Annotated in this window: 26 protein-coding genes; 4 read left to right on the plus strand and 22 right to left on the minus strand. The window is 59.7% G+C overall.

The genetic code is table 11. From position 1 onward, the window contains the following. Window positions 1-119: 119 nt before the first annotated feature. The 19 genes from AB4Y89_RS06860 to lon all read right to left on the minus strand — a co-directional run bounded on the left by AB4Y89_RS06860 (window position 120) and on the right by lon (window position 21,097). Window positions 120-572 carry a carboxymuconolactone decarboxylase family protein gene (locus AB4Y89_RS06860; RefSeq protein WP_442300161.1) on the minus strand — a complete coding sequence of 151 codons (453 nt, stop codon included), beginning with the start codon at window positions 570-572 and terminating at the stop codon, window positions 120-122. A gap of 85 nt (window positions 573-657) precedes the next feature. Further along, on the minus strand, window positions 658-3,843 hold the full coding sequence (gene infB, locus AB4Y89_RS06865) for a translation initiation factor IF-2 (RefSeq protein WP_442300162.1): 3,186 nt from the start codon (window positions 3,841-3,843) through the stop codon (window positions 658-660). A gap of 126 nt (window positions 3,844-3,969) precedes the next feature. Then, window positions 3,970-5,571, minus strand: a complete 1,602-nt coding sequence (gene nusA, locus AB4Y89_RS06870) for a transcription termination factor NusA (protein ID WP_442300163.1) — start codon at window positions 5,569-5,571, stop codon at window positions 3,970-3,972. A gap of 83 nt (window positions 5,572-5,654) precedes the next feature. Continuing rightward, window positions 5,655-6,236 (minus strand): ribosome maturation factor RimP, encoded by a 582-nt coding sequence (gene rimP / locus AB4Y89_RS06875; RefSeq protein WP_442300164.1) that lies wholly within the window; start codon window positions 6,234-6,236, stop codon window positions 5,655-5,657. 186 nt (window positions 6,237-6,422) lie between these two features. After that, window positions 6,423-7,454 (minus strand): hypothetical protein, encoded by a 1,032-nt coding sequence (locus AB4Y89_RS06880; RefSeq protein WP_442300165.1) that lies wholly within the window; start codon window positions 7,452-7,454, stop codon window positions 6,423-6,425. 5 nt (window positions 7,455-7,459) lie between these two features. Beyond that, window positions 7,460-9,547 carry a glycine--tRNA ligase subunit beta gene (glyS, locus tag AB4Y89_RS06885; protein ID WP_442300166.1) on the minus strand — a complete coding sequence of 696 codons (2,088 nt, stop codon included), beginning with the start codon at window positions 9,545-9,547 and terminating at the stop codon, window positions 7,460-7,462. 17 nt (window positions 9,548-9,564) lie between these two features. Further along, window positions 9,565-10,530: a glycine--tRNA ligase subunit alpha gene (locus tag AB4Y89_RS06890; RefSeq protein WP_442300167.1), complete on the minus strand. Its 966-nt coding sequence runs from the start codon at window positions 10,528-10,530 to the stop codon at window positions 9,565-9,567. A 100-nt stretch (window positions 10,531-10,630) separates the two neighbouring features. Beyond that, entirely contained in the window at window positions 10,631-11,263 is a 633-nt protein-coding gene (locus tag AB4Y89_RS06895; RefSeq protein ID WP_442300168.1) for a ferritin-like domain-containing protein, read from the minus strand. A 176-nt stretch (window positions 11,264-11,439) separates the two neighbouring features. Beyond that, window positions 11,440-12,744, minus strand: a complete 1,305-nt coding sequence (locus AB4Y89_RS06900) for a DUF4382 domain-containing protein (RefSeq protein WP_442300169.1) — start codon at window positions 12,742-12,744, stop codon at window positions 11,440-11,442. Window positions 12,745-13,112: 368 nt separating this feature from the next. Next, window positions 13,113-13,853 carry a DNA repair protein RecO gene (gene recO / locus AB4Y89_RS06905; protein WP_442300170.1) on the minus strand — a complete coding sequence of 247 codons (741 nt, stop codon included), beginning with the start codon at window positions 13,851-13,853 and terminating at the stop codon, window positions 13,113-13,115. 128 nt (window positions 13,854-13,981) lie between these two features. Further along, entirely contained in the window at window positions 13,982-14,242 is a 261-nt protein-coding gene (locus AB4Y89_RS06910; RefSeq protein ID WP_442300171.1) for a 4Fe-4S dicluster domain-containing protein, read from the minus strand. Between the two features lie 306 nt (window positions 14,243-14,548). Further along, window positions 14,549-15,418, minus strand: a complete 870-nt coding sequence (locus AB4Y89_RS06915) for an inositol monophosphatase family protein (RefSeq protein ID WP_442300172.1) — start codon at window positions 15,416-15,418, stop codon at window positions 14,549-14,551. Beyond that, entirely contained in the window at window positions 15,418-15,708 is a 291-nt protein-coding gene (locus AB4Y89_RS06920) for an RNA chaperone Hfq (RefSeq protein ID WP_442300173.1), read from the minus strand. Before AB4Y89_RS06920 ends, AB4Y89_RS06915 begins: the two co-directional genes overlap by 1 nt. A gap of 46 nt (window positions 15,709-15,754) precedes the next feature. Continuing rightward, window positions 15,755-16,681 carry a VWA domain-containing protein gene (locus AB4Y89_RS06925; protein ID WP_442300174.1) on the minus strand — a complete coding sequence of 309 codons (927 nt, stop codon included), beginning with the start codon at window positions 16,679-16,681 and terminating at the stop codon, window positions 15,755-15,757. Continuing rightward, entirely contained in the window at window positions 16,678-17,115 is a 438-nt protein-coding gene (locus AB4Y89_RS06930; RefSeq protein ID WP_442300175.1) for a molybdenum cofactor biosynthesis protein MoaE, read from the minus strand. The genes AB4Y89_RS06925 and AB4Y89_RS06930 overlap by 4 nt, the downstream gene beginning before the upstream one ends. A 38-nt stretch (window positions 17,116-17,153) precedes the next feature. Then, on the minus strand, window positions 17,154-17,423 hold the full coding sequence (locus tag AB4Y89_RS06935; RefSeq protein WP_442300176.1) for a MoaD/ThiS family protein: 270 nt from the start codon (window positions 17,421-17,423) through the stop codon (window positions 17,154-17,156). A gap of 46 nt (window positions 17,424-17,469) precedes the next feature. Further along, a complete protein-coding gene (locus AB4Y89_RS06940) occupies window positions 17,470-18,003 on the minus strand; it encodes a DUF4199 domain-containing protein (RefSeq protein ID WP_442300177.1) in 534 nt (177 codons plus the stop codon). Between the two features lie 123 nt (window positions 18,004-18,126). Further along, complete coding sequence (locus tag AB4Y89_RS06945; RefSeq protein WP_442300178.1) at window positions 18,127-18,573, minus strand: response regulator transcription factor; 447 nt, start codon at window positions 18,571-18,573, stop codon at window positions 18,127-18,129. 76 nt (window positions 18,574-18,649) lie between these two features. Next, on the minus strand, window positions 18,650-21,097 hold the full coding sequence (gene lon, locus AB4Y89_RS06950) for an endopeptidase La (RefSeq protein WP_442300179.1): 2,448 nt from the start codon (window positions 21,095-21,097) through the stop codon (window positions 18,650-18,652). Between the two features lie 138 nt (window positions 21,098-21,235). On the opposite strand from lon, the gene AB4Y89_RS06955 reads away from it, so the two are divergent. Beyond that, the gene (locus AB4Y89_RS06955; protein ID WP_442300180.1) at window positions 21,236-22,039 is read left to right on the plus strand and encodes a TIGR03435 family protein; all 804 of its coding nucleotides are present in this window, start codon (window positions 21,236-21,238) and stop codon (window positions 22,037-22,039) included. A 198-nt stretch (window positions 22,040-22,237) separates the two neighbouring features. Here the strand turns inward: AB4Y89_RS06955 and AB4Y89_RS06960 are convergent, their stop codons facing one another. Then, on the minus strand, window positions 22,238-23,059 hold the full coding sequence (locus AB4Y89_RS06960; RefSeq protein ID WP_442300181.1) for a prephenate dehydratase: 822 nt from the start codon (window positions 23,057-23,059) through the stop codon (window positions 22,238-22,240). A gap of 163 nt (window positions 23,060-23,222) precedes the next feature. Here AB4Y89_RS06960 and AB4Y89_RS06965 point away from each other — a divergent pair, with 163 nt between their 5' ends. From AB4Y89_RS06965 to AB4Y89_RS06975, 3 genes are read left to right on the plus strand one after another with little or no spacing between them, the layout of a single operon-like run. After that, entirely contained in the window at window positions 23,223-23,375 is a 153-nt protein-coding gene (locus tag AB4Y89_RS06965; protein ID WP_442300182.1) for a lmo0937 family membrane protein, read from the plus strand. A gap of 55 nt (window positions 23,376-23,430) precedes the next feature. After that, window positions 23,431-23,580 carry a lmo0937 family membrane protein gene (locus AB4Y89_RS06970; RefSeq protein ID WP_147649268.1) on the plus strand — a complete coding sequence of 50 codons (150 nt, stop codon included), beginning with the start codon at window positions 23,431-23,433 and terminating at the stop codon, window positions 23,578-23,580. Between the two features lie 54 nt (window positions 23,581-23,634). After that, window positions 23,635-23,985, plus strand: coding sequence for a CsbD family protein (locus tag AB4Y89_RS06975; protein ID WP_442300183.1), 351 nt, complete (start codon window positions 23,635-23,637; stop codon window positions 23,983-23,985). A gap of 99 nt (window positions 23,986-24,084) precedes the next feature. On the opposite strand, the gene AB4Y89_RS06980 is transcribed toward AB4Y89_RS06975, so the two are convergent. Together AB4Y89_RS06980 and AB4Y89_RS06985 are read right to left on the minus strand one after the other, a co-directional pair. Further along, complete coding sequence (locus tag AB4Y89_RS06980; RefSeq protein WP_442300324.1) at window positions 24,085-24,909, minus strand: UbiA-like polyprenyltransferase; 825 nt, start codon at window positions 24,907-24,909, stop codon at window positions 24,085-24,087. A gap of 202 nt (window positions 24,910-25,111) precedes the next feature. Further along, window positions 25,112-25,909, minus strand: a complete 798-nt coding sequence (locus AB4Y89_RS06985) for a BON domain-containing protein (RefSeq protein ID WP_442300184.1) — start codon at window positions 25,907-25,909, stop codon at window positions 25,112-25,114. Window positions 25,910-25,921: the final 12 nt, after the last annotated feature.

The raw sequence follows: 25,921 nt of genomic DNA on the forward strand, positions 1-25,921 counted from the left end.
ATAGTCTGTTTCACTGCCGAACTATAGAGCGGGCCTTCAGCCCTTCCCCAGATTGTGGGGACGGAAACCTGGGGCGTTGCCCCAGGCTGGTATAGAACGCGCCTTCAGCGCTTTGATCCCTAGCCAACAAGAAATTCCTTATCCACTGGTATCTGCATCGCATTCGCCAGATTGTTCGTCTCGGCTGCCATACCGACGACCGCTAGAAACTCGGCGTACTGCTCATCGGAAAGCCCCTTTGTACGTGCGGCCGCGGTATGTGAGTGGATACAGTACGTGCAACTGTTCCCCGTCGAGACAGCAATATAGATCAGTTCCTTCGTAAGCGGATCGAGAGTTCCAGGCTCGATCATCACCTCCTTGACGCTCGCCCAGGTCCGCTGCAGCAGTGCGGGCTGATTCGCGAGAGCACGCCAGAAATTGTTCACGAAGTCCGTCTTGCGAACAGCGCGAATGTCGTCAAAGACGGCTTTCAGTTCCGGCACCTTGTTGATCTCTTCATCTGTCCATATCTTTACAGTGGCCACGCGGAGTTCCTCCATCCAGGAGTCATGGATCGGCTCCTGTCTCATTCTCCCACCTCGAAGGAAGGGCATCGGACGAAACAAAAGGCAGGCCCGAAGGCCTGCCTTTCTGTGTTTCTATGCAGCTTGGGTTCTACGCGTGCGTTGCTGCTGCCTTGGCTGCGGCTTCCCGCAGTTCGGCGGTATTGGCTCCGAGTTCGGCGGCGATCTTCTCGGTGGTGTAAGCCTCGATCATGTCGCCGGCCTTGATGTCCTTGAAGTTGACATCGATACCGCACTCGTAGCCTTCGCGAACATCGCTGACATCGTCCTTGAAGCGCTTGAGGTTGGTGAGCTTACCCTTCCACACCTCCTCGCCGTCGCGCTTGACGCGAACCTGCGAGTTGCGGTGGATGACGCCGTCGCGCACCGTGCAACCGGCAATCTGACCCACCTTCGAGATCTTGAAGACACTGAGCACTTCGGCGCGGCCCTCGTACTGCTCCCGGTAGACCGGTTCCAGCAGACCGTACATCGCCTTGGTGATCTCGTCCTGCAGCTCGTAGATGATGGAGTGCATACGAATCTGGACGTTTTCCTGCTCGGCCAGTTCCGCGGCCTTGCGCTCCGGACGAACGTTGAAGCCGATGATGATCGCGTTGGACGCGGTCGCCAGCAGAACGTCGCTCTCGGTGATGGAACCCACGCCCGAGTGCAGCACCTTCACGCGCACCTTCTCGGTGGACATGCGCTGCAGCGAGTCGGCCAGAACCTCGACCGAACCCTGCACGTCGCCCTTGAGGATGATGTTCAGGTCCTTCACGCCAGCCTGCTTGATCTGCTCCGCCAGGCCTTCCAGAGACACGCGGCTCGACTTGGCAAGCTGTGCCTCGCGCTCCTTCATCTTGCGGTACTGCGCAATGCCCTTGGCCTTGTCGCGATCCGCCATCACCAGGAAGGTATCGCCTGCATCCGGAATACCTTCCAGACCCAGGATCTCCACGGGTGTCGATGGTCCAGCCTCGGTGATCGAGCGACCGCGATCGTCGAACATGGCGCGCACCTTACCGAAGGTGTTGCCGACGATGTAGCTGTCGTTGACGCGCAGCGTTCCGTTCTGCACCAGGATCGAGGCCACGGCGCCACGGCCGCGGTCGAGCTTGGCTTCGATAACGGTACCGACCGCCGGACGCTCCGGAGTCGCCTTCTGCTCGTTCGTGTCGGCGACCAGGCAGATCATCTCTTCCAGGCCGTCGAGGTTGATGCGCTTCTTCGCCGATACCTGAACGAACGGCGTATCGCCGCCCCAGCTATCCGGCTGCAGGCCGCGGTCAGCAAGCTGCTGCATCACGCGATCCGGGTTCGCTTCGGGCTTATCGATCTTGTTCACCGCCACGATAATCGGCACCTTCGCCGCACGTGCGTGATCGATGGCTTCCAGCGTCTGCGGCATCACTCCATCGTCAGCCGCGACGACGACGACAACGATATCCGTCACCTTGGCGCCGCGGGCACGCATGCGGGTAAAGGCCTCGTGACCCGGTGTATCCAGGAAGACGATCTCGCGCCCAAAGGCGGGCGAGCCTTCCTTGGTGACATGGACCTTGTAAGCACCGATGTGCTGGGTAATGCCACCGGCTTCGCCGCTGGCGACGTCAGTCTCACGCAGCGCATCGAGAAGGCTGGTCTTGCCGTGGTCGACGTGACCCATGACGGTGACCACCGGCGGACGAACGATCTCCACCATGCCGGAGGTATCTTCCAGCAGACCCTCAATGGCCTCGTTCTCCAGCTGTTCTTCCACCGAGATGATGCTGACGTCCGCGCCGAACTGACGCGACACGTCCTTCACCAGATCGTTGTCGAGCGACTGGTTTACGGTGACAAAAACGCCCTTCATCAACAGAGAGGCGATCAGGTCCTTACCGCGAACTTCCAGCTTCTCGGCCAGGTCCTTAACGCTGATGCCCTCGGTCACGGTGAGGTTCTTCGTGATCGGCACCGGCTCGCGCGCAACCGGCATACCGCCGAAGCGTGGAGCGTTGAAGCCCTTCATCGGGCCTTCTTTGCTCTTCTCGTACTGCTGACCGCGGCGGTTTCCACCGGGGCGCTGGCCGCCAGGACGGTTGCTAGGCGCTGCTACGTCACCCGGAGGCGGCAGCATACCCGGTGCACCACCAGGACGTTGTCCGCCACCGAAGCCAGGACGCTGGCCAAAGCCAGGACGGCCACCGCCCGGTCCACCGGTCGGATGCGTGCGCGTCGGATGCATGGGACGGCGTTCGCCGGGACGCATTGGAGGACGGCCACCGCCGCCGCCCGGACCACCCGGACCGCTCGGACCGCCGCCACCTGGTCCCGAAGGACGCGGGCGCTCAAAGATGGGCCGGCCACGCTGTATGCCGAGATTCGCCGCTCCGACAGGAGCGGTATACGTCGGTCGAGGTCCAGTCTGCGGCATAATCACGCGGCGCGCCGGTGCTGCTGGAGCCGCGGGCGCTGCCGCAGCCGGAGCAGGAGTGGAAGCCGGAGTCTCTGGCGCCACCGGAGCAGCTGCCATCGGCTCTGCCGGTGCCGCATGAGCGGCCGTGACTGCAGGAGCAGCAGCCGCGGGACCCGCCGGAGTTGCAGCAGGCCTGGCCGCCACACCACCGCCCGCCGGAGGCACTCCGGCGATGGGGGGACGCGGAGCCGCGACTACCGGACCAGCCGGAGGACGGCCGGCGATGGCAGGAGCAGGGGGCGTCGCCTTAGGAGCGATGATCTGGGGGCCGCGGCGCTCCATCTGCGGCATGATACGCCTAGGAGCCGCTGGTTGTTGTGAAAAAGATGTTGCAGCCGGTGCTCTCGGGGCAGTAGGGGCAGCCGGAGCTGCAGGAGCGGCCGGGGTAGACGCCGCCGGTGCTACAGCCGGGGGCGTTGCCACCGGAGGAGCGACTGACGGACGGGTTACCACTACGCCGGGGCGCGGCGGCGTAGCAACAGCCGGACGCTGTGGCGGCGCAGCGACGGCCGGGCGTTGCGGCGGCGGCGGGGCCGCAGGCGGGCGCGAATGCGCCTGCTGCTCAGCCTGTTTGCGCTCCAGAATCGCCTTCAGCGCATCGCCAGGCTTCGAGATCCTCGAAAGATCGATTTTGGGTTCACTGGCGGCCGCAGAGCGCGCCCCACTCGACGGCGCACCGCCGCGGAGGTATGTGCGCACACGAGCCGCTTCATCTTCTTCCAGCGAGCTTGAATGCGTCTTCTTCTCGGTCACACCCACTGCGGTCAAAGCGTCGAGAATCGACTTGCTCTTGACCTCCAGTTCGCGCGCCAAATCATTGATTCGAACTTTACTCATCCGTCCCCTATTCACTACCCCTTGCAGACTCAGCCGTTCATACGCAGCCTCAACCCTTCGGGATGTTTAAAACCGTCAACACTTAATCTTACCGCCGTTCGGCGCATGCCGAACGGCGTCCACAGCCTAACCACGGTCGCGGCCATCTTCGTCGCGCTCGTTGTCAATCGTCTCGTTCGCGATATCCTCCGACTCCGCAACCAGCGAATCCACGCTGTCGTTGTCGAGCTCAATCTGTTCTTCCCGGGCATCTGCATCCGAGTAGGCGTCCGTTCCCGAGCCTGCCTCTTCGGCATCCTGAAGCTCCTCGGTCGACTCGTCGGCCTCTTCCGCCATCAGCCCTTTTCCTTCGTTCTCTGCCGCTAAAATCTCTTCCGGTGTCCTGGTCACTGAAGATTCCTCCTGGGGGACTTCAGATGCTGCCTGCACCAGGACAGGACGCTCCTCACCTTCGGCATACTGACCGAAATAATGGCGAACAGCGACCGAGATCTTCTCCACGGTCTTCTCGCCGATACCCGGAACCTCTTCCAACTGCTCCGGAGTCATGTCGGCCAGCGATTCCACCGTCGTAATTCCGGCAGCAATCAACTTCTCCAGGATCGTCTCGCCCAGCTCGGTGACCTGTTCGATCGGGGTCGACGGTCCGCCGGAGAGCGCCTGCATGGCCTGCTCGACCTCCTGGCGCTTCTCTTCCTCGCTCTTGATATCGATCTTCCAGCCCAGCAGCTTCGCCGCCAGACGGACATTCTGGCCCTTCTTGCCGATGGCCAGCGACAACTGCGTGTCGTCAACGATCACTTCGAGCTGCTTCTCGGTCAGGTCCGTAATGGAGACACGAGAGACCTTGGCGGGTTGCAATGCTTTCTCCGCAAAGGTCGTGATCTCATCGGAGAACTCGATGATGTCGATCTTCTCGCCCCGCAGCTCGCGGATGATCGACTGTACGCGCATACCCTTCATACCGACGCAGGCGCCGACCGGATCCACATCCTTATCACGTGACTGCACGGCGATCTTCGTACGTTCGCCGGCCTCACGGGCAATGGCCTTGATCATCACCGTGTTGTCGTAGATCTCCGGAACCTCAGCCTGGAACAGGCTCTGCACCAGCGCCGGAGCGGCACGGCTGACGATTACCTGCGGCCCCTTGGCGGCGCGGTCCACACGCAGCAGAACCACGCGCACGCGCTCACCCACAGCAAACTGCTCCAGCCGGCTCTGCTCACGCTTCGGCATGCGGGCTTCGGCCTTGCCGATATCGAAGATCACATCCATCGGCTCCAGGCGCTTTACCATCGCCGTGATGATCTCGCCGATGCGATGGTTGTACTCATTGAAAACCGTATCGCGCTCTGCCTCGCGTACCTTCTGAAAGATGACCTGTTTGGCCATCTGCGCGGCAATGCGGCCCAGCGGGCTGGTGTCCTTGTAGAAACGCAGTTCACCGCCGGCTTCGACCTCAGGCGCAAGCTCACGGGCCTGCTCCAGCGTGAGCTGGTTCAGCTCATCCTCAAGCTGATCAGGGCCTTCCACCACAGTCTTGTACACATAGGCCCGAATCTCGCCCGTCTCCCGATCCAACTCGGAGCGCATATTCTCCTGCGTGCGGTAGTACTTGCGTGTCGCCAACGCAATTGCGTCTTCCACGGCGGCCACCACAATCTCCGCATCGATACCTTTTTCGCGGCTCAGAATCTGAATCGACTCGTACAGTGCACTTGCCATCTCTGCTTACCTCAACTTCCTCAATCTCATTCACTGCTTGCGCCAGACACTGCTTGCCCCAGACACTACTTTCCTCAGACAAGCTAAATCTCTGCCACCAGTTGCGCCTTTTCTACGTTCGAGAGCGCTATCTCCACTATGTCCAACCCGGCGGAGGCTTTCTTCGCCTTCCCCTTCTGCTTCACGGCCGACAGGTCAAGCTTCACGACACCATCCGCGAAACTCATCCGTCCGGTCCAATGCCGGTTGTTATTGACCGGCTCGAAGGTCTGCACCTTCACCAGGCCGCCGGCAAACCGTTCATAATCCGCTGCACCCCGCAGCTTACGCTCCAGGCCCGGCGATGACACCTCCATCGTGTACTCCGCACCGGGAATCAAATCTTCCACATCCAGAAGCGTTCCAAAGTCCCTTGCAAAGACTTCGCAATCCTCATGTGTGATGCCCGAGAGAGCTTCCACGGGTACACCGCTGGGCAGGTCTTCCAGTTCTCCTGCTTTGGCCGCAGCCACCAGCTTTGCCCGCCCCTCGCCGTCCCTTTCCAGATACACGGCGAGCGCCCGGTGCTTGCCCGCTCCCTGGAAGGTGATATCCACCACCTCCAGATGATGCGATGCCGCCACCTTTTCCGCCGTAGCCCGAATCTGGTCCATCTGTAATGCCATTGCCAAACCTCTTTGCACCGTGGGAGGGCGGTTTTCAGAGCAAATAAAAAGTGGGCTCATCGCCCACTCATCTCTCTCGCCAACGGCCGGCCATATTCACGGTCCCGCGCGAGATCAACGCGTCGCTATCGATTATGGTACGCCCCCCACCCCTAAAACTCAAATATTTGGGCCTGGCATCCGGATTTATCTGATATGGAAGGTCGTCACCGAGATCTTCCCGGCGGCGATCTGGGCCTTTTTCCAGCCGCTTTTATCGTTCAGTGCCACCCAGCGGCGCTCCTCCGCCCGGTAGTGCCAGTCCTTTTCGAGCTGGAAGAAGATCTGCAGCCCGTTGGCTTCCATGATGTTCGAGATGGAGTTGTCATGGGCATTGCGGGCGTCGTAGTCAACATAGGCGTTCTGCCCCATCTCCGCATACACCGCATTCAGTTCGAAGAGCAGATGGTTCACGCTGTCTTCCATCGACTCCGCGTGCAGGCCGATGCGCTGGGCCTCCCGCAGCGTAATGGGATAGCTGTGCGAGGGATAGCCGGAGTTCAGCACATTGCTGATCTTCTTTGCCTTCTGTGCGTCCTTCAGGTGGTACGACAGAATCTCCAGGCAGAGCTTCGTCGAAAGAGCACTCGACCGGTCCACGGCGCCAATCACCAACGGATGAACGTACTGAAACAGGGCTCCGTATGGATTGCTCTTTTCGCCCCTCGCCTGCCGCCGCCACAGGTTGATCACCCGCTGAAGTTCGTCCTGGCTCACGCTGACGCGGTCGTTATCGCGGTCGATCGGAGACAGGTCATGCGTCAGCGAAGTATCCACGGCGGAGAGATGGGCCAATGGACCCATCAGGATGTTGTCCGCGCCCAGTGCCAGCATGGTGGCGGCGCTTTGGCATTCAAAAGGAGCTAATACGGTTAGTTTCTTGACGTACTGCCGGAGCAGATTCACCATCCGCAACGAGGCCTGACCGTTGCCGCCATCGCTCTTGATAAACAAACAGAGCCGGTCCACCTTGCCGACGCTCTGCAACAGACCATACAGGCCGGAGACGTCGTTGTGGCAGATCGACCCCTTATTGGAGTTCCAGTAGGTGATGACCGGCTGGTCGAGCGCTACCTCCAACTGCTTGAGAATCACCTGCGTCTTCTCCAGCAGCATGGGAGGCTTGATCGCCTTTGGCTTCGCCTCCTGCGGGTTGGTCGCTTCCCTTTTCCTGGCCATTTTATTTATCCCGCCGTTACGATCTCCGAGAAGTCAGCGATACGTGAGAAGTCTTGCAGGACGCGGTTCAGCAGCCCCAGGCGGGCAGCACGCAGACGTTCTTCCGGAGCCATCACCATCACCTTGTCGAAGAAAGCGTCCACGTGCGGACGCAGTGTCGCGATGGTCTGTAACGCCTCGACGTACTGCTTTTCGCGGCGCTGGCCTTCCACCCAGGCAGCCAGACGACCGCTCTGCTCAGCCAGCGTACGCTCGGCCGGTTCGACCAGGAAGTCCGGAGTCCAGGCGGCGTTCTCGCCCTTCTCGCGAGCCTGCGTCAGGATGTTCTTCATGCGCTTGAAGGCCGCTGAGATTGCCGCGAAGTCATCCGAGCCACGAACCTCCGTCACCGCTTGCGCACGCGCCACAGCATCAGGCACATCGTCGGCGCCTGCAGCCTGAACCGCCTTCACGACGTCGTAGGCATAGCCCTTCACGTCCTTCAGGTAGAACTCGACGCGCTCCGTAAAAAACTGTTCCACCTTGGTCGCCGTTGCCGAATGCTCCGATCCCAGTCCGGCGATCTCGCTCAACAGCAGCGGAAGCTTCGCCTCAGCCAGCATCTTCACAATGCCATTGGCGGCGCGGCGCAGACCGAAGGGATCTTTCGATCCGGTGGGCTCCAGCCCAAGACCGAACATGCCGCCGATGGTGTCGGCCTTATCGGAGATGGAGAGCAGCAGACCTTCTACCGTGCGCGGCACGGCATCTTCCATCGATGCAGGCAGATACTGGTCATAGACCGCCAGCGCGACGGTCTCGCTCAGCCCCTGAGCGCGGGCATACAGGCCGCCGACGACGCCCTGCAGTTCCGTAAACTCCTTCACCAGCTCGCAGGTCAGGTCGGTCTTGGCGATGGTTGCCGCCTGATCCAGAGCCGCAGCATCGGCATCGGTCTTCCGTTCCCCGCACAGACGCGCCAGCTCCGCGGCAACCTTACGCACCCGTTCCGCCTTGGCGAAGTAGCTGCCGAGGTCCTTCTGGAAGGTGACGTGCTTCAGATTCTCCATGCGGTTGGCCAGCGTCGTCTTCTGGTCGAACTCCCAGAAGAATCGCGCATCGTTGAACCGTGCGGACAGCACGCGCTCATTGCCAGTGCGAATGATCTCCAGACCTTCGGCATCGGGTTCAATGTTCAGCACCGTCAGGAAGTGCGCCGCCAGCTTGCCGCCTGCATCCTCGACGGCGAAGTACTTCTGGTGGTCGCGCATCACGGTCACCAGCACTTCTTCCGGAAGCTCCAGGTACCCGGTCTCAAAACTACCCAGCACCACATACGGCCATTCGGTCAGGTGTGTGACGGTCTCAACCAGTTCAAGATCCTCGCGCCAGCGGGCGCCGGAAACCGTACGCGTTACCGCATCCAGAGCCTTGCGAATCTTCTGCCGACGCACAGCGACATCAGCAAGCACAAACGCCTTCTCCAAGGCTGCGAGATATTCCGAGGGCCGGGCAATCGTGATGGCATCAGCTCCGAACAGAATGCGATGACCACGGGTCGTATTACCGGCAGAGACACCGGCGAACTCGACTGGTACGACGACAGCGCCCAGCAGCGCGATCATCCACTTCACCGGACGGACAAAACGCTCGGGCTTCCCGGCGCGCCAGTACATGTTCTTCGCCCAGTAGATGCCGGCGATCTCCTTCGGCAGCTCGGCGGCGATGACCTCAGCCGCGGCTTTGCCCGGACGTGTCACAGTCGCGCCGAGATATTCGCCTTTGGCATTGGTCACCGTCTTCAGATCGCTGAGACTGACGCCTGCTTTCTTTGCAAAGGCCGCAGCCGCCGGAGTCGGCTCTCCGTCCTTGTATGCCACCTTCAGCGAGGGACCAAGCATCTCCTCCACAGCGTCCGGCTGCTGTGTACGCACACCGGTTACCAACACGGCCAGACGGCGCGGCGTCGAGTAGCTCGTTACGAACGAGCCCTCCTCCAGCAGCCGTTCACGGCCCAGTAGAGTTTCCACACGCGTTGCCAACTCCGCCTGCGCGGACGCGATCATCCGCGCCGGAACCTCTTCCAATCCAATCTCAAATAGAAAATCAGCCATCGTTCTCTCTCGCCGCGTTAAGCGGGAAGCGCCTCTGCCGGCACGGTGAGTTCCTGCTGTTGGGCATACGCCTTTGCCACACCTACGACCAGGGTACGAATGCGAGCCATGACACCGACGCGCTCGGTCACACTGATCGCGCCGCGCGCATCCAGCAGATTGAAGACATGCGAGCACTTCAGCGCCAGCTCATAGGCTCCCAATACGGGGAAACGGCGCTGCGCCTTCAGACTTTCCAGCTCGGGCATGCCCTTAGCGGCGTCCAGCAATGCCAGGCACTCGGCCTCATACGCATTCAGGTGCTCCCACAGCTTGTTCACATCGGCGTAGTCGAAGCTGTAGGTCGAGTACTGCTCTTCCTCGTACAGCCGGATCTCGCCGTAGGTGGTCTGCTTGCCTGTGTCGGGCTCAATCGCCCAGACGATGTCATAGATCGAGTCCACGCCCTGCAGGAACTGCGCGATGCGCTCCAGACCGTATGTAATCTCGCCGCACATCGGCTCCAGATCAAGACCGCCGCACTGCTGGAAGTAAGTGAACTGCGTGATCTCCTGGCCATCGAGCATCATCTGCCAGCCCACGCCCCAGGCGCCGCCCACAGGCCACTCCCAGTTGTCCTCTTCGAACTTCAGATCATGCTTTTTCAGGTCGATTCCGATAGCGCGCAGACTGTCCAGGTAGACCTCCTGCACATCGGCCGGCGGCGGCTTCAGGATCACCTGAAACTGCGTGTGCTTGTACAGGCGGTTCGGATTTTCTCCATAGCGTCCGTCGGCCGGACGGCGCGACGGCTGCGCATAGGCAATGCGCACAGGCTTTGGCCCCAGAACACGCAGAAACGTATCCGGCGACATTGTCCCCGCACCGACTTCCACGTCATATGGCTGCTGCAGCACACACCCACGCTCCGCCCAGAAACTCTGAAGCCGGAACAGGAGCTCTTGAAAGGTGAGCGCCTCTTTCCCATTCGCAACAAACGGCATGCCTCAAGTCTACCCGAGGCGAAATAGGAAACCGGAGAGGGATGAGGGCATGTCATCCAACTCATGCCGTCAGCGCCTCTCTCCGGTTCTCTTTCGGAGATTACGCGGCCCTGGACTTCCCTCGCGAAGGCTTCTTCGGCGCCGTCTTCGATGTATGCTGCGTCTGCTTGCGGGTCATGGACGCCTCACCCGCTTCACCCTCTTCGGAGACCGCCTCGACATCTTCGTCTTCCAGCTCGGCCTCGTCTTCCGATTGGCCTGCGGCTTCGGCGATCAGTTCCTTCGCCTTCTCGGCCAGCTTCTCGTTCGCAGCCTGTTCTTCTTCCAGGGTCTCAGTCAACAGATCGACGATCTCGTCCTCGCCGAGGCCGCGAGCCATTTCGATCACAGAGGTATACCCGGCAATCTCGTAGTGCTCCACGCGTGAAGCAGCACCCGTAATCATCAGGTCGCCAAATGGAGCTTCCTCGCCCTCTTCGATGACCTCTTTACCCTCTGCCAGAAGACCTTCCATGCCCTTGCAGTGCTTGCCGGTCGGCTTCTCACCGAGCTGTTCGAAGATACGCTGCAGGCGCTCCACATGGCCCTTGGTCTCTTCCAGATGCTGGTTAATCGACTCACCCAATTCTTCGTCCTCACACGCCTTGACGATCTTCGGCAGCGCCTTCACGAGCTGACTTTCAGCGCTATAGAGATCCTTCAACTCTTCCACCAGAACTTCTTTCAAGCTCATCGCATTTCTCCTTGAGATCCGTCGCCGGCCAGGCTGGTACTGTCCCGTCAGCGTGCAGGATGAGAGATCGAGGCCCATTTCAGGGTTGCCCCGCGGTCCTGTGGATCAAACAACAATTCAAAAAAAAACGGGCCCGACTCCCCAAGAGATCGGGCCCGGGGTCTACCGCGATTACTCTACTGACACTGAGCAAATGCCAGCGCCGAAGTCACGGAGATGGTTGCCCCTCCGGCTGTCAGGGCATACGCCTGGCTCTTCATCTCAGACGGAGTACAGTTCAGCGTTCCGCCGGAGGAAGGAACAAACGCAATGCCATCGACAACATAGGTGGCATAAGGAGAAGACTGCATCAACGTCGCTGCCGAGGTTGAGTAGGCGCCAATGTAGGCGCCCGCCGCCGGCAGCAGCACCGAGTAGCTGGCGCAGTCAGTGTTATTCGGGCAACTGGATCCGGCTGCCGTGGTCACCGTAGCCGTTGCGGCGTTCTGCTGCGCATTGGGGACCAGCGGAATGGTGTAGGTCGTGGCGGAGATGGTCTCCAGTGCACTCAGTGAGACATCGATTACCGTTCCACTGTTGCTTGCATTCTGGCTGGTTATTTTTCCGGCGAGCGTTGCAGTACTCGTCCCTGCGAGCAGCGGGGCGGATAACGCAATGATGCCGGTACTCTCGCCATTCGAAACACCGGTCACAATCGCAGGCGCATAGACCGTGCCGGTCGATGTAATGCCCACCACCACAACGTCATACATGCCGGTTGGCAGCGGGCAGAAGGTGAAGGTGCCGTCGGCATTTGTCAGGGTGGACATCACGATGCGGTCGACACCGGTCGAGTCTTTCTGCTCCAGGGCAACCAGAACGTTCCCCGGAATCACCTTGCCGGAGACCTTGTCGATCACCGTTCCGTTGATGGAGGTCGCCGTGGCCGTCACTTCACCTGCATGCAGCACCGGCTTCAAGCGGAACTGCCCATTTCCTGTTTGCACAATCGAAGCGCAGGTGTCGAAATCAATGTTCAGATCCTTCGTCTGTCCTGCAGCGATGGTGAAACCTCCCGATGCAAGCTGACCGGAAGGAATCTTGATCCCGGTCTTCGCTTCGCTCGAAAGCTGCAGCGGATAAGCCTTGCTGTCTGCGCTCAGCACTACGCAGTTCGCAGTACCGGCGGCGCTGCACTGATTGTTGGAGACCGACGCCGAATTGTCCGCGAGAATGACACGAATCTGCTGATACGTACCTGCCTGTAGCTGTTTTGCATCTCCCAGTGTCGCCAGAAAACACTGGTTATTTGCCTGGCCGAGAAGATCGATCTGTCTGGGGGAGGAGGAGAGCGTGGGGGTGAGATCCTGCCAGCTGGAATCGGTAGCCGAAGCCGTAGCGCTGGTGTTGACCTGCACATCAACGATGGTGACGTAGACACGCAGGAAAGGACCGGATGGACCTGCACATGTGGCCGGATCGCTGATGGAGACTGTAGCCATTCCCATTCCGGAAGTAGAACCGGAATTTGATCCACCTCCGCAAGCGATAAGAAATAACGTGACGAGGGATAAAAGTGCCGCACATGCGACATAACAGCCAGACTTCGACATGACGTACTCCAGGGACTTTTTTTGTATGGTGGCTATTGGTCCCTGTGAGATTAGTTGGCGATAGATCGCTGTACGTTGCCAGATCATCTGTTGCGTAATGAAATGCAGAGCGTTCGCTACCGGACAGTACTTTCAATTTCGGCTCAACCAGGGTCAGGCTTCGCTCGCTCCTTACATCATCCAAAGGCTGGAGAAGGAAATGCGATCGACACAATAGCGTCAGTACTGCTACGCAACGCCGTATTAGGAGAATTGCTCTAGAGTCTCGCCAACACCCGCGCACTTCTCATCTGCCGTTCCAAGTGCCGCTCCAGGATCTCCACGGCAAACCGTCGCACCATTGCCAAAGGTCCCGCTTTCCCCCCCGACTCCTTCAATAACTCCGCCAGGGGACGCCGCAGCATTCGCTCGGCAAGCGCTACCGCCTCAGGTGGAAGAGCGACCGAGCCTGGACGCTTATGCAATCCGCAGGTCACGCCGTCGGCTCCGGCGGCAAACCAGACTGGCTGTCCGCGCAGTGCTTCACCGCACACGATGCACACGCCTAGCTCCGGCAGCCAGCCCATCAGCCGTGTCATCCACAGCGTGAAGTAGGTTATCGGCATCCATACCTGCCCAACCTTCACCTCGGCCAGCGTCGCCACGGTCAGACGAAAGACATCATCCTCCACCGCGCGCTCCGGCAGCGCCTCGCCCAGCACCTCAGCCAGAAACTGGAGCGCACTCACACGGGCATAGTCCACCGGCTCGCTCATCGGCGACCAGACGATCTCGAACGAATCCAGCCGTACCAGGTCCTGCTTCGGTTTTTCGGCATAGGTGGCGCGCACATGGGTCATCGGCTCCAGGGCTCCGCCGAAGCGTTTGCGCGATCTCATCGCATGCCGCGCCACGCCCTTCACCACGCCCTGCTCGCGTGTGAAGAGGCTAACCAGCAGATCGGCCTCTTCAAAGGGCCAGGTCCGCAGCACGATCGCCTCTGTCTGGTGTGTGGTCACGCAGGAAAAGTCTTACACAAAGCAAACGCGCAGCCCCTTAGGCTGCGCGCTTGTCTTGGATCCGTGCCGTCCCTCAACAGCAGTGAGAGGGTTATGCGGCAAATCTGCCGTTGCGGCAGATGCTCCGGTTAGCGGCCGAAGTGCGTCTTCGCCTTATCAGCAAAGATGGCGAAGTTCTCGGGCAGGTCGTCGCCGGCATAGATTGCCGACACCGGGCAGACCGGAACGCAGGCGCCGCAATCAATGCACTCCACCGGATCGATGAAGAGCTGCTCAGCCTCAGCGTAGCCAGCCTCATCCTTCTTCGGGTGAATGCAATCCACCGGGCACGCGTCCGTACACGCCGTGTCCTTGGTGCCGATGCAGGGTTCTGCAATTACGTATGCCATCTCTTAACTCATGCCTCCAGATTGTCTCGCGTAAGTTCATCATAACAGCCATCTCGCCCGCGTCAGTACTGGCGAAATGCATTTCTATATCGGACTAAAGAAGTACTAATTCTGGTTGCCTGTGATCCGAATTCCACGGTACATTAACCATCCGCCCCGTAGGGCCATAGCTATGTAAAGAACCGTCCAGAGGGAACTGTCCGACGCTCGGACCTGTATTCCCCTCAGCCGCCAGAGTCCCATAATTCCCATCAGTAGGAGAGCGGTTCCAAGCCAGAACGGCCATCCCCATGAACGCGCAGATATTTACTTTGCCGCCTCGCGCCGCTCCCGGAACTCTGCCGGGGTCGGAATCGGCTCCAAATCGCGCCCGGCGAACATGTCCGTAAACACCGCCTGGATCTCCGCCGAAATGCGGCCGTTCGACGCCAGCACTTCACGGCTGTCGAGTTTGAAAGTTGAGCCGTCAAAGCCGGTTACCGTACCGCCGGCCTCGCGCACCATCAACACGCCGGCTGCCGTATCCCAGGGGTTCAGGTTGAACTCCCAGAAAGCCTCCAGGCGGCCGCACGCCGTATATGCCAGATCAATTGCTGCCGCTCCGGCGCGACGCACACCGTGCGAACGCAAGGTGAGCTGGTGGTAGAAGTGGATATTCGGATTCTCGTGGCGCTTATGGCTGGGGAAGCCGGTTGCGATCAGGCTCTCCTGCAGCAGCTCCGTCTTTGAGACCGAGATGCGGCGACCGTTCAGCCAGGCACCCTCTCCCTTACCGGTGACAAAGCATTCATCACGCAGCGGTTCGTAGATCACACCTGCAACCAGTTCGCCATCTTCCTCGGGCTTCAACCCAGGGGCGCGCCGCTCTAACCCCATGGAGACGCAGAAGTACGGAAATCCATGAGCAAAGTTCGTTGTCCCGTCCAGCGGGTCGACGTACCAGCGAAACTCCGCCTCCAGAGCCTGTCGCGTACCTTCTTCGCCGTAGATACCGTGGTCTGGGAAGACCTGACGGAGGCGTTCGCCGATCAGCTTCTCGCTGGCGCGGTCGGCAACCGTCACCAGGTCCACATCGCCCTTGTATTCCGCGGCGACGCCAGTCTCGTAGTAGCTCCGGAGCAGCGCCCCGGCCTCCTTGGCGATCTCAGCGGCCTTCTGCGCAACTTCCAGAGACATTACTCCACCACCTCACGCTCACGGTTGCCGCTGCGCGGCTTGGTGCGGCGCTCTTCGGCTATGGTGCGAATCTGCTGCTTGTAGATGAAAAGATTGGGCTTCCCTTCGCGCGTCAGGCGGATCATCGTATCGTCGAAGTACTCAATCCAACCGTTCACGCGCTCCCCGTCACGCAGTTTGACCGTAACGGGCACCTGGCGCTCGCTCAGGCTTTTCAGATACAGCGCCTCCTGCCCGGTCTCTCCCGGCGGGGGCGACTTATGACGACGCTTTCCATTGGAGAACGGCATACCTTACATACTACCTGTCAGTCCGCAGACAGATGCAGGGCTTGTCTCAGCGGTAGTAGCCGGTGCGGTAGCGAAGCTTGTATCGCGAAGCCAGCTCCGACTGGGTCATCTCGACGCGAATGGCCCGCAACCTCTCGCCCCCGGGCTTTCCTGGTGGCGCGTAGTAGCCGATGGCATACTGCGAGCGCAGGTCGTCCGAGACCTTATCCAGGGCCTTCTGCAGATCCTTCGGATCCTCGACATAGTAGTAGCGCCCGCCGGAGTCCTCTGACATCTGCATCAGGGCGTGCTCGCCGCCTACGTTACGGCCGGCGTCTGCACGGATCGGCACAATGATCAAGCAGTACACCATCGCCCCGGCGCGCTGCACCTGCTCCATGGCCTGCGTATAGGTCGCGCCCTTCACCGTATCGCCGCCATCGGTCACCAACACAATGACACGCCTTCTCGTCGCGTCGCGTTTTGCATCTTCCAGGCGTTGCGCCGAGAGATACACCGCGTCGTACAGCGCAGTGGATGGACCGTAGTCGAGATGGTTCAGGCCATGTTCGACCCGTTTCAAGTCATTGGTGAACGGCACCACCTCGCTCACCGCATCGGAGAACTCTTCCACCGCCAGCTCATCCTGCGAGCGCAGCATCGTCCGAGCAAACTGTTTCGCCGCATCCCGGGCAAGCCGGTCGTCGCGCACCATGCTCTCGCTGGTATCCAGCGCGAGAACCATGCTGAGCGGAGTCCCGCTCTCGCGCTCGAAGATGGCGATCTTCTGCGGCATGCCATCCTCCATCACCCGAAACTGATCCTCCTCCAGGCCACCGATCAACGCACCGTGCTCGTCGGTCACGTTCACGGCAACATTCACCAGACGCGTGTTCACGCGTACGACCGGAATATCTCCCGTCCGCTGCTGAACAGGCTCCTGAGCTCCGAGAAGCAGCATCGCACCCAACGATATGGCAGCGGCAACTTTCACCCGCGCACAATCTCCTCGGGGAAAGGCTCCCCGTCGGCCCATACGGCGCCGTCTTCAAACTGCTCTTTCTTCCAGATGGGCACGGTCTTCTTCAAGGTGTCGATCAGCCACCGGCAGGCATCGAAGGCTGCTCCACGATGCGCACTCGCTACTACGATCAGAACGCTGCTCTCGCCAACGTACAGCCGTCCCAGGCGGTGCACCACCGCGATATCGCGCACCCCGAACTTTGCCACCGCCTCTTCGGCGAGGCTGCGCATCTGGTTCAGCGCCATCTCCTCATACGCTTCGTAATCCAGGTACAGAGTCCTGCGGCCGCGTGTATTGTCGCGCACAATCCCGTCAAAGACGCATACGGCGCCATCCGCCCCGGCTTTCAGCGCGGCGGTAATGCTTCCTGCGTCAATCACTTCCCGGACAATGGCAATTTGCATGATTCCTGCATCTTAGACGGTGCATGGCGGCCGGAGGCTTATCTTCTTCCGCGACGTGCATGACTGGGCGCTCCACCGCTTACCGGCGGCAGCAGAGCGATCTCATCCCCATCGTGCAACAGGACCTCGTCACCGGCGTACTCCTGATTCACCGCAATTGCCATCGACTTCCATGCCCTCTCCGGCATTCGTCCATGAAAGACCTTCCGGAGTTCTCCGACACTGCAACCGTTCTCGACCTCTATGTCCTCTGACGGACAGGCGAACAACTCCTTCAGCACTCCAAAATACAAGACCCGCACCCGCATACCCCAAGGGTACGCGAAGGCGGGTCCTTTCCTTACTCCCTGACAACTAGACAGTTTGCGGAACGCGCGGCTTCGGCCTCCGCAGAATCACCGCCGATCCCAAGGTCACCAGCAGAGCGACCGGGAACGGCTCCAGAAATGTCATCGCGGCGTTATAGAGCGGGTTGGCATAGAGCACCTTCATCCTGGCAATGCCATCCATCTGCTTCTGGACTGTTATGGCATCCGCGCCCGAAGCCTTGAGCTTCGTCACCTGGTACGCCGCGTACTTATCCATAAAGTCGGGCATGAAGTTGTAGTACAGAATCTCCCACGCCGCGACATAACAGAGGCAGGAGATAACCGCGATGCCCAGCCCCACCAGGAAAGCACGGCCAAAGGTCACCGTACCGTCGCTGACGTTGTCCCGGTACGACTTCACCCCAAAAAAGATCACCAGTGAAGAGATCACAATGGTCGTATAACCAACCACGTACCCACGGTCGAACCCGATCCGATCGGCAAAAGCCATGGAGACCACCATGAGTGACGCCGAGATGGCGCCTGCGATCAGACCAAATGTAAGAATGACTTTCTTCATCTCTTATTCCCTCAGCAAGGAGTCAAAACACATCCTCACCATCGCCTGTCGTCGTTGCGGTGTCGTCATTCTTTCGGATGATTTTCGGGTTTTCCAGCGAAATCGTACCTTTGGGTGACGCGCCTACGGCAAAATGCCGATCTCTTTCCCCAACTGGACCGCCTGTGTCCTGCGCTCCGCGCCCAGTTTGCCGAAGACCCGGCTGCAATGCGTCTTGACCGTGTTCTCGCTGACAAACAGGCGCTCGGCGATTTCGCGGTTGCTCAGGCCTGCGGCGACCAGTTCCAGGATCTCCATCTCCCGCGGCGTGATGCCAAGCCTGCCCACTCGCTCCTCGTTGCGAATGAAAGGAGTATCGGTGGGAACCAGCACCTCCCGCACCTCCACCTGCCGGGGCCGCGAGGTCAGCTTCAGCCCAAGCCAGATGCCGAAGGCTGAGCAGATCGCCGCAACCAGGGCGCCATAGATTTCGACAGAATGGTCCACGACGAGGAACCGGTACTGGCTCCATTGCAGCAGCGCAATCGCCACGCCGCCCACTACTCCGCAGACCAGAAGATGCCGCATCATCGCCGTGCAGCGATGATACCCAAACGCAAAAAGGGCGGCTTCTTTGGGGAAGCCGCCCTTTGAATCTGCGATGGGATTACGCGGTCAGCGCGCTCTCCTGCGAGACAACAGCCTCGCGCAGAGCCTCATCGATCTGGGCTTCCTTCTGGTTTGAAGGAAGCGCAATCGCGAGGACATCCTCGATGCGCCGCGCGTAGTGGATGGTCATACCGTCGGTCTGGTCCTTGGTCAGGTCCTCGTCGACGTTGGTTTTCACATCCACCGGCAGAATCACATCCTTCACTCCGGCCCGTTTGGCCGCGAGGAACTTTTCCTTGATTCCACCTACCGGCAGCACATTGCCGCTCAGCGTAATTTCACCGGTCATCGCCAGCAGCGGACGGACTGGTTTATCCGTCAACAGGCTCACGATCGCCGTCGCCATCGTTACACCGGCAGAGGGTCCATCCTTCGGGATGGCGCCTGCCGGCACGTGCAGATGGACATCGATATCCTTCAGCACATCCTCATCCAACCCCAGCGACACTGCGTTCGAGCGCACCCAGGTCATTGCCGCCTGCATGCTCTCCTTCATCACGTCGCCGATCTGGCCGGTGATGTGGAAGTGCCCCTTACCCTTCATCTTGTTCGCTTCGATGAAGAGTATGTCACCGCCCACCGGTGTCCAGGCCAGTCCTACCGCCACACCGGCGCGCTTGGTGCGCTCGGCGATTTCGGTATCGACCCTGACCTTGAAGCCGCCCAGGAACTCCTGCACGACCTCCGTTGTCACCACAACCTTCTCCGCACTGCCTTCGGCGATCTTGCGCGCTGTTTTGCGGGCAATGGTACCGACAAGCTGTTCGAGGCGGCGAACACCCGCCTCACGCGTGTAGTGCCGCGCCACAATCGCGACGGACTCGGTAGGAATTTCTAACTGCCCTTCCTCCAGTCCGTTCTCCTTCGCCTGGCGAGGGACCAGGTAGCGCTGTGCAATGTTGACCTTCTCCTCCTCGGTATAACCGGTGAGTTCGATGATCTCCATACGGTCGAGCAAAGGCCCCGGAATCGTATCGAGCTGGTTGGCAGTTGCGATAAACAGGACCTTGCTCAAGTCGAACGGCTGATCGAGATAGTTATCCCGGAACGTGTTGTTTTGTTCCGGATCAAGGGTCTCGAGCAGAGCACTCGCCGGGTCGCCGCGGAAGTCGCGACCAAGCTTATCTATCTCATCGAGCATAAAGACCGGATCCTTTACCTCAACCCGCTTCAAATGCTGAATGATCTGTCCCGGAAGGGCACCGATATACGTCCGGCGATGTCCGCGGATCTCGGCCTCGTCGTGCATGCCGCCGAGCGAGATGCGGGAGAACTTCCGTCCCAGAGCCTTCGCAATCGAGCGCCCAAGCGAGGTCTTACCCACGCCCGGAGGTCCAACGAAGCACAGGATCGGCCCCTTCATATCGGGCTTCAACCGGCGCACCGCCAGGTAATCGAGAATGCGCTCTTTCACCTTCTTCAGACCGTAGTGATCCTCGTTCAGAATCCCCTCGGCCTTCTTGATATCCACCTCTCCACCGGAGGTCTTGGCCCACGGCAGCACCGCCAGCCACTCGACGTAGTTGCGGGTCAAGGAGTAGTCCGCGGCCATCGGGCTCATCCGCTGCAGGCGGCCAAGCTCCTTCAGAGCATCCTTCTTCACCTCTTCCGGCATTCCAGCAGCATCAATCTTCTCTTTCAGCTCCTGGATGTCCTTCTGGGTGTCGTCGGCGTCGCCCAGTTCCTTCTGGATCGCCTTCATCTGCTCGCGCAGATAGTACTCGCGCTGGCTCTGCTGGACGGAGTCCTGCACCTCGCTCTGAATCTTGTTGCGCAGAGCCTGGACCTCGGCCTCTTTCACCAGGTGCTTGTTCAGACGCTCCAGACGCTCAGCGATATCGTTGGTCTCCAGCAGCTCCTGCTTATCCTGCGTTGTGAGGAACGGCAGCGAGCTACCGACAAAGTCGGCCAGACGGCCCGAATCATCGATATTCAGCGCGATGGTCTGCAAGTCGTCCGAAAGCGTCGGGGACGCCTGCACTACCTGCTGAAACTGGCTGACAACATTGCGCTGCATAGCCTCGAGCTCGGACGTCTTCTCCGGCTCCGGCTCCGGCTGGCTTTCCACCTCAGCCATCATGAACGGCTGCAACTGTGTGAAATTGGCCAGACGCACGCGCTCATTGCCTTCCGTAAAGACGAACAGGCTTTGATTCGGCATTTTGACAACTTTGTGGACGGTCGCCAAAGTACCGGTTTCGAACAAATCACTCGGCTGAGGGGTGTCGTTGCGAGCATCCCTCTGGGCGACTACAACAATCGTCTTTTCCTCGCCAAGTGATTGAATTAATTGGATCGAGCTCTCGCGCCCCACGGTCAGAGGAAGGACCGCGTGCGGAAACAGAACCGTGTCTCGCACCGGAAGTACCGGCACCACCCGCTTGCTCTGCGGCTCTTCCTTCTTTTCGCCGGCGTTGGGCCGGATCACGCTTACAAAATCGCCCATGTGAGTGAACCTCTATCAGATCTTCTCATATCAGATGCCGCAGAACTAGATTGGTCGCAAACCGACCTACCCTCCGTTGGATGACTTATCGGCTGGACAGGTGATCCACTGAGTGGAAACTCTGCTAAAGTTCCCGGCATGAGCAACATCCGGAGCTTCTACGTTGCATTTCTGGCGGCCGCAGGCACCCTGCTGCCCGTCCAGACACCCACGCAAAACCAGCCCAAACCGCCTGCCTTTGACGTCGCCTCGGTGAAGCAGAACAAAAGTGTTGGGGATGGCCGGTCCCATATCTGGAGCTCCTCCGATAATGGCAATTTCAAAACCCAGAACGTCTCGATGAAGGGCCTGCTGGAATTTGCCTACGGGATGCCGCAGGCGCGGATTGTGGGCGCCCTGGGCAGCATCAGCGGCGTGAACTTCGATATCGACGCCAAGCTGGACGAAGACTCCGAAACACGCTTCGAAGCCCAAACGACCGACCTCCGGCGGGCACAGAAACCCAAGATGGTGCAGGCTTTGCTCGCCGAACGTTTTCACCTCACCTGTCATCACGAGAACCGGGAGATGATGAGCTACGCTCTCCTACCGGCCAAAGATGGTCCGAAACTCAAACCCGCGCAGAATGACGGTCTTCACTTCGGAGGCATGTACGGCCAGATCCGTGTATCGGGAGGAACGATCGAGCAGTTTGCCCGTCAGATCGCGTTGCGCATGAATGAACCGGTGGTCGACGCGACCGGCATTCCCGGTAGATTCGATATGGAACTGAACTATACGCCGCCCGAAGGCCCGGCGAGAATGAACGGCGCTCCCATCCCCGATCCTCCGCCGTCCATCTTCACGGCAATCCAGGAACAGCTTGGCCTGAAACTGGAAAAGCGTAAAGGCCCGGTCGAGGTCCTCGTTATCGATCATGTCGAGATGCCGACGGAGAACTAATGTCTTGTCGACACTTCGGGGATCCCCTGCGAACTCATCGCTGGGGCTTAGCGTGCGCTCTGCGCGACCGTATTTCTAGCGTCGGATGGATGATTCAGAAGGTTGATGAGAGCGCTTGTGAGAGTAAAGGCAGGGCCCCATGTCCCCGAGGGACATGGGGGCCCTGCTATAGGCGATCTCAAATTTGTCGGCATGCCGCTAGCTCGCAGCCATGTATCGTCCCATCTCGCGCACCAGGTCGCAGCTCTTCAGAAGGCTGGCGACTGCCTTTTCCGCCTGTTCCTCGCCTGTAAAGCGGAAGTCCACATAAAACAGATACTCCCAGGGTTTCCCGGGCACCGGCCTTGACTCAATCTTCGTCAGGTCGACGCCGGCCTCGGCCAGCCCCTGCAGCGCTTGCACCAGCGTTCCTGGACGATGCGCGACCGAAAAGGCCAGAGAGAGCTTGTTCGCCTGCGGAATGTTGACCGCATCTGCCTTACGTTTCAGCAGAAGAAAGCGGGTGTAGTTCTCTGGGTTATCTTCGACACCTGCCTCAAGGATCTCGGCTCCATACTCCGGCGCTGCGGGAGCGCTGGCGATGGCAGCGGTGCTGCGATCACCTTTCGCCATCATATGTTTCACGCTGCCCGCAGTGTCGTAGAACGGAACCGCATCGAGCTCACGATGGGCTGCCAGCCAGCGGCGGCACTGGCTCAACGCAACCGGATGCGATAGTACGCGTTTCACCTCTTCAAGGGTGACACCTGGCATCACCATCAGATTGTGGAGGATGCGCAGCAGCAGCTCTCCTTCGATACGAAGGTCGTGGTTGAAGAGCAGATCGTAATGCTCTGCCACGGAGCCGTGCAGTGTGTTTTCGATCGGGAGCACGGCGGTATCGACACCGTCGCCCGCGGCCAGGCGCTCCGCCACCTCCACGGAAAGAGCACAAGGCACGATAGTTACACCTTCTCCCAACATCTTCATTGCTGCGGCATGGCTGTTCGATCCACGCTCACCCTGAATTGCAACTCGCAAAGCAACCTTTTCCATTTGTGCTCACTATGACCGAGGAGAAATTCCCCTGTAAATTCTGGCAACGTTCAAAGTCTATCTGGCAACTTACTCTCACGTAACGTCCGCGTTACACAGATTTCCCCCGCGCCCGGCTGCGGGGCATTTCATCCAGGAGGAACCTCCAATGCTCTGGACAATTACAGTCATTCTTCTTGTTGCGTGGCTCGTCGGTCTGGTTTCCAGCTACACGCTCGGCGGCTGGATTCACATACTGCTCGTCCTCGCCGTTATCTCGCTGATCTTCAACCTGCTTGCCGGCCGACGCTCAGCGCTTTGACTTCACACTACCTGCGGAACGCATTCGCGTAAGCCGGAAGAAGGAGTAGGAACGAATGCTGCTCTTCTTGACGATTGTGTTGTTCGCTCTCTGGCTGCTCGGCATGGTCAGTACATACACACTCGGCGGATGGATACATCTGCTGCTCTTTTTGGCCGTGGCCGCGCTGCTTATTCGTTTGATTCAGGGACGCAATCCGCTCTAACGGCGGGTTGCGCCTCCCTTCCAGAACGCACGACCCAACCAAGGAGTCTTCATCATGAACAAGAGCAACATCAGCGGAAAAATCGATCAAGTAGTGGGCAAGGTCAAAGAAGGTGTCGGGGAAGCCGTTGGCAATGAACGCCTTGCCAACTCCGGTGTCGCTGACCAACTCAAAGGCCACGCCAAGGAAGCCTGGGGCAACGCCAAGGACACGGCCGCGGAGGTTCACAAGACCGCACGCACCGAAGCCGATGTCCGTCGCGAACAGGCTGAGACCCACGCGACCAGCATGCGCGACAAGATCACCACTGCAGCCGAAAACGCCAAAGATAAAGTGAACCAGAAACTCGACGACATCAAAGACGAACAGCGTGAGCACCGCGATAACATTCGCCGCTCAGCATAGGACAGGGGCATACCAGCTCCCCTCCGGCCCGGCCTTGCGCCGGGCTTTTATTTTGCCAATAGAGTCGGGGACCCAATCCCATCGAGTTCGACCCGCCAGCTACCGCCGCAACACGTCCGCAACCACGAAGCTCATAAACAACACCGCGATAATGCCGTTCAAGGTAAAAAACGCAGCATTCATGCGGCGCATGTCCTTGGGCGAGATAATCGCGTGCTCGTAGCCCAGCAGCAGAGCCACCACGCCGATACCCACCCAGCCCACCGGACCGAACGAGAATAGTGTTCCCAGCCACACCAGCAGACCCAGCATGCCGGCATGCATGATGCGGGCGATCCAGAAGGCGCCCTCTACACCGAATGCCGAGGGCACTGAATGCAGCCCGACACGGCGGTCGTGGTCGAAGTCCTGGCAGGCATACAGCACATCAAACCCGCCCACCCACAGCAGCACAGCGCCCGTCAGCACGATGATCCGCGGGTCTAATGATCCGCGAACTGCTATCCACGCAGCAGACGGCGCGATGCCCAATGCCAGGCCTAGAACAAGATGGCTCCAGCGCGTCACGCGCTTCATATAGCTGTACGAGAGCACCACGCCGAGCGCGACCGGAGAGAGCAGCAGTGTCAGGCGATTCAACATCGCAGCGCTGAACAGAAACAACGCGCAGCTCACAATCACGAACCCTGCCACAAACTTCGCACTCAACAAACCGGCAGGAATGGCGCGCATTGCCGTGCGCGGGTTCTTACTGTCGATCTCGGCATCCACCAAACGGTTGAAAGCCATTGCCGCGGAGCGCGCCGCCACCATGCACACGACGATCCATCCGAGCTTCGCCAGCGGCGGAATACCGCCCGCGGCAAGCACCGATGCCGTCAGCGCAAAAGGCAGCGCAAAGATGGAGTGTTCCCACTTGATCATCTCAAGTGTGACTGCCGTATTGCGCCAGATTCCCTGCACGCCTTTATTGTAGTTTGTCCGGGCCTGATTGCGGTTTTGCCGGTATTTCAAGAGCGTTTCCCTGTTGCTGGGAATCCCGAAGGGGGAGTGCGGCGGCGTTTCATTGCGGAAACGCCCACAGGATGCAGAAGCTCCGGACTACACACCCACAGAGAAAATGCTTCTATCGCTGCTCCGGGCTCGCCGCGCCCGCTACCTGCAGGTCGTTGGTCACCTTGAAGACCCCAGCCACCCCATTGGCGCGGACCCCCGCCGTATCCTTGTCCGCCTGCGTATCCACGACACCCGCTAGCGTCACATTGCCGTTTACTACGACAATGCGGATCGGCTTGGCTGGGTCAATGGAGTACTTATTCAGCGATGGGAAGCCGTACACTGCACGCGCCACCGCCATGCGAATACGATCGTCGTTCGGCGAGAGGGGCGCGACCTCGATGTTGTCCACAACATCCTTCACGCCCGGATAGTTCGACACCAGACTCACCGCAGAATCGCGATCCATCGGGCCATACGCTACCCCGCCGAGGGTCACGACGCCATCCTGCACACCGATGGTGAAGGAATTGAATGCGGTGGTGCCATAGCCGACTCGGTCGTACGAGAGCTTCTCCGCCAGCTTGTCGCGCAACTGTACATCAGTCAGTTCGCTGCTGCTGGCAACCTCGATCATGTTGCGCACAGCCAGCACATTTTTCACGTGATGAGCACGATTATCCGCATCGGCCTTGGAACTGTAGAGGTCTACAGAGCCGCTCAGAGTGACCACACCACGGTTCACGTCGGGCTTCACACCGCCGAACCGTTTGCTGCTGAGCTTTTCCTTTAGATCCTGAAGAATCTGGGTATCATTGGTGCCGCTGGCAGACTCTTTCTTACCCTGCGCATGCGCGGTGATTCCTGCGATGCCCATCGCTATCGCCAGCGCTAATCCAAGGGCGCTGACAACGTTCGTAAACCGCATCCTCTTCGACAA

Source organism: Terriglobus sp. 2YAB30_2 (assembly GCF_052114765.1).
Classification (GTDB): Bacteria; Acidobacteriota; Terriglobia; order Terriglobales; family Acidobacteriaceae; genus Terriglobus.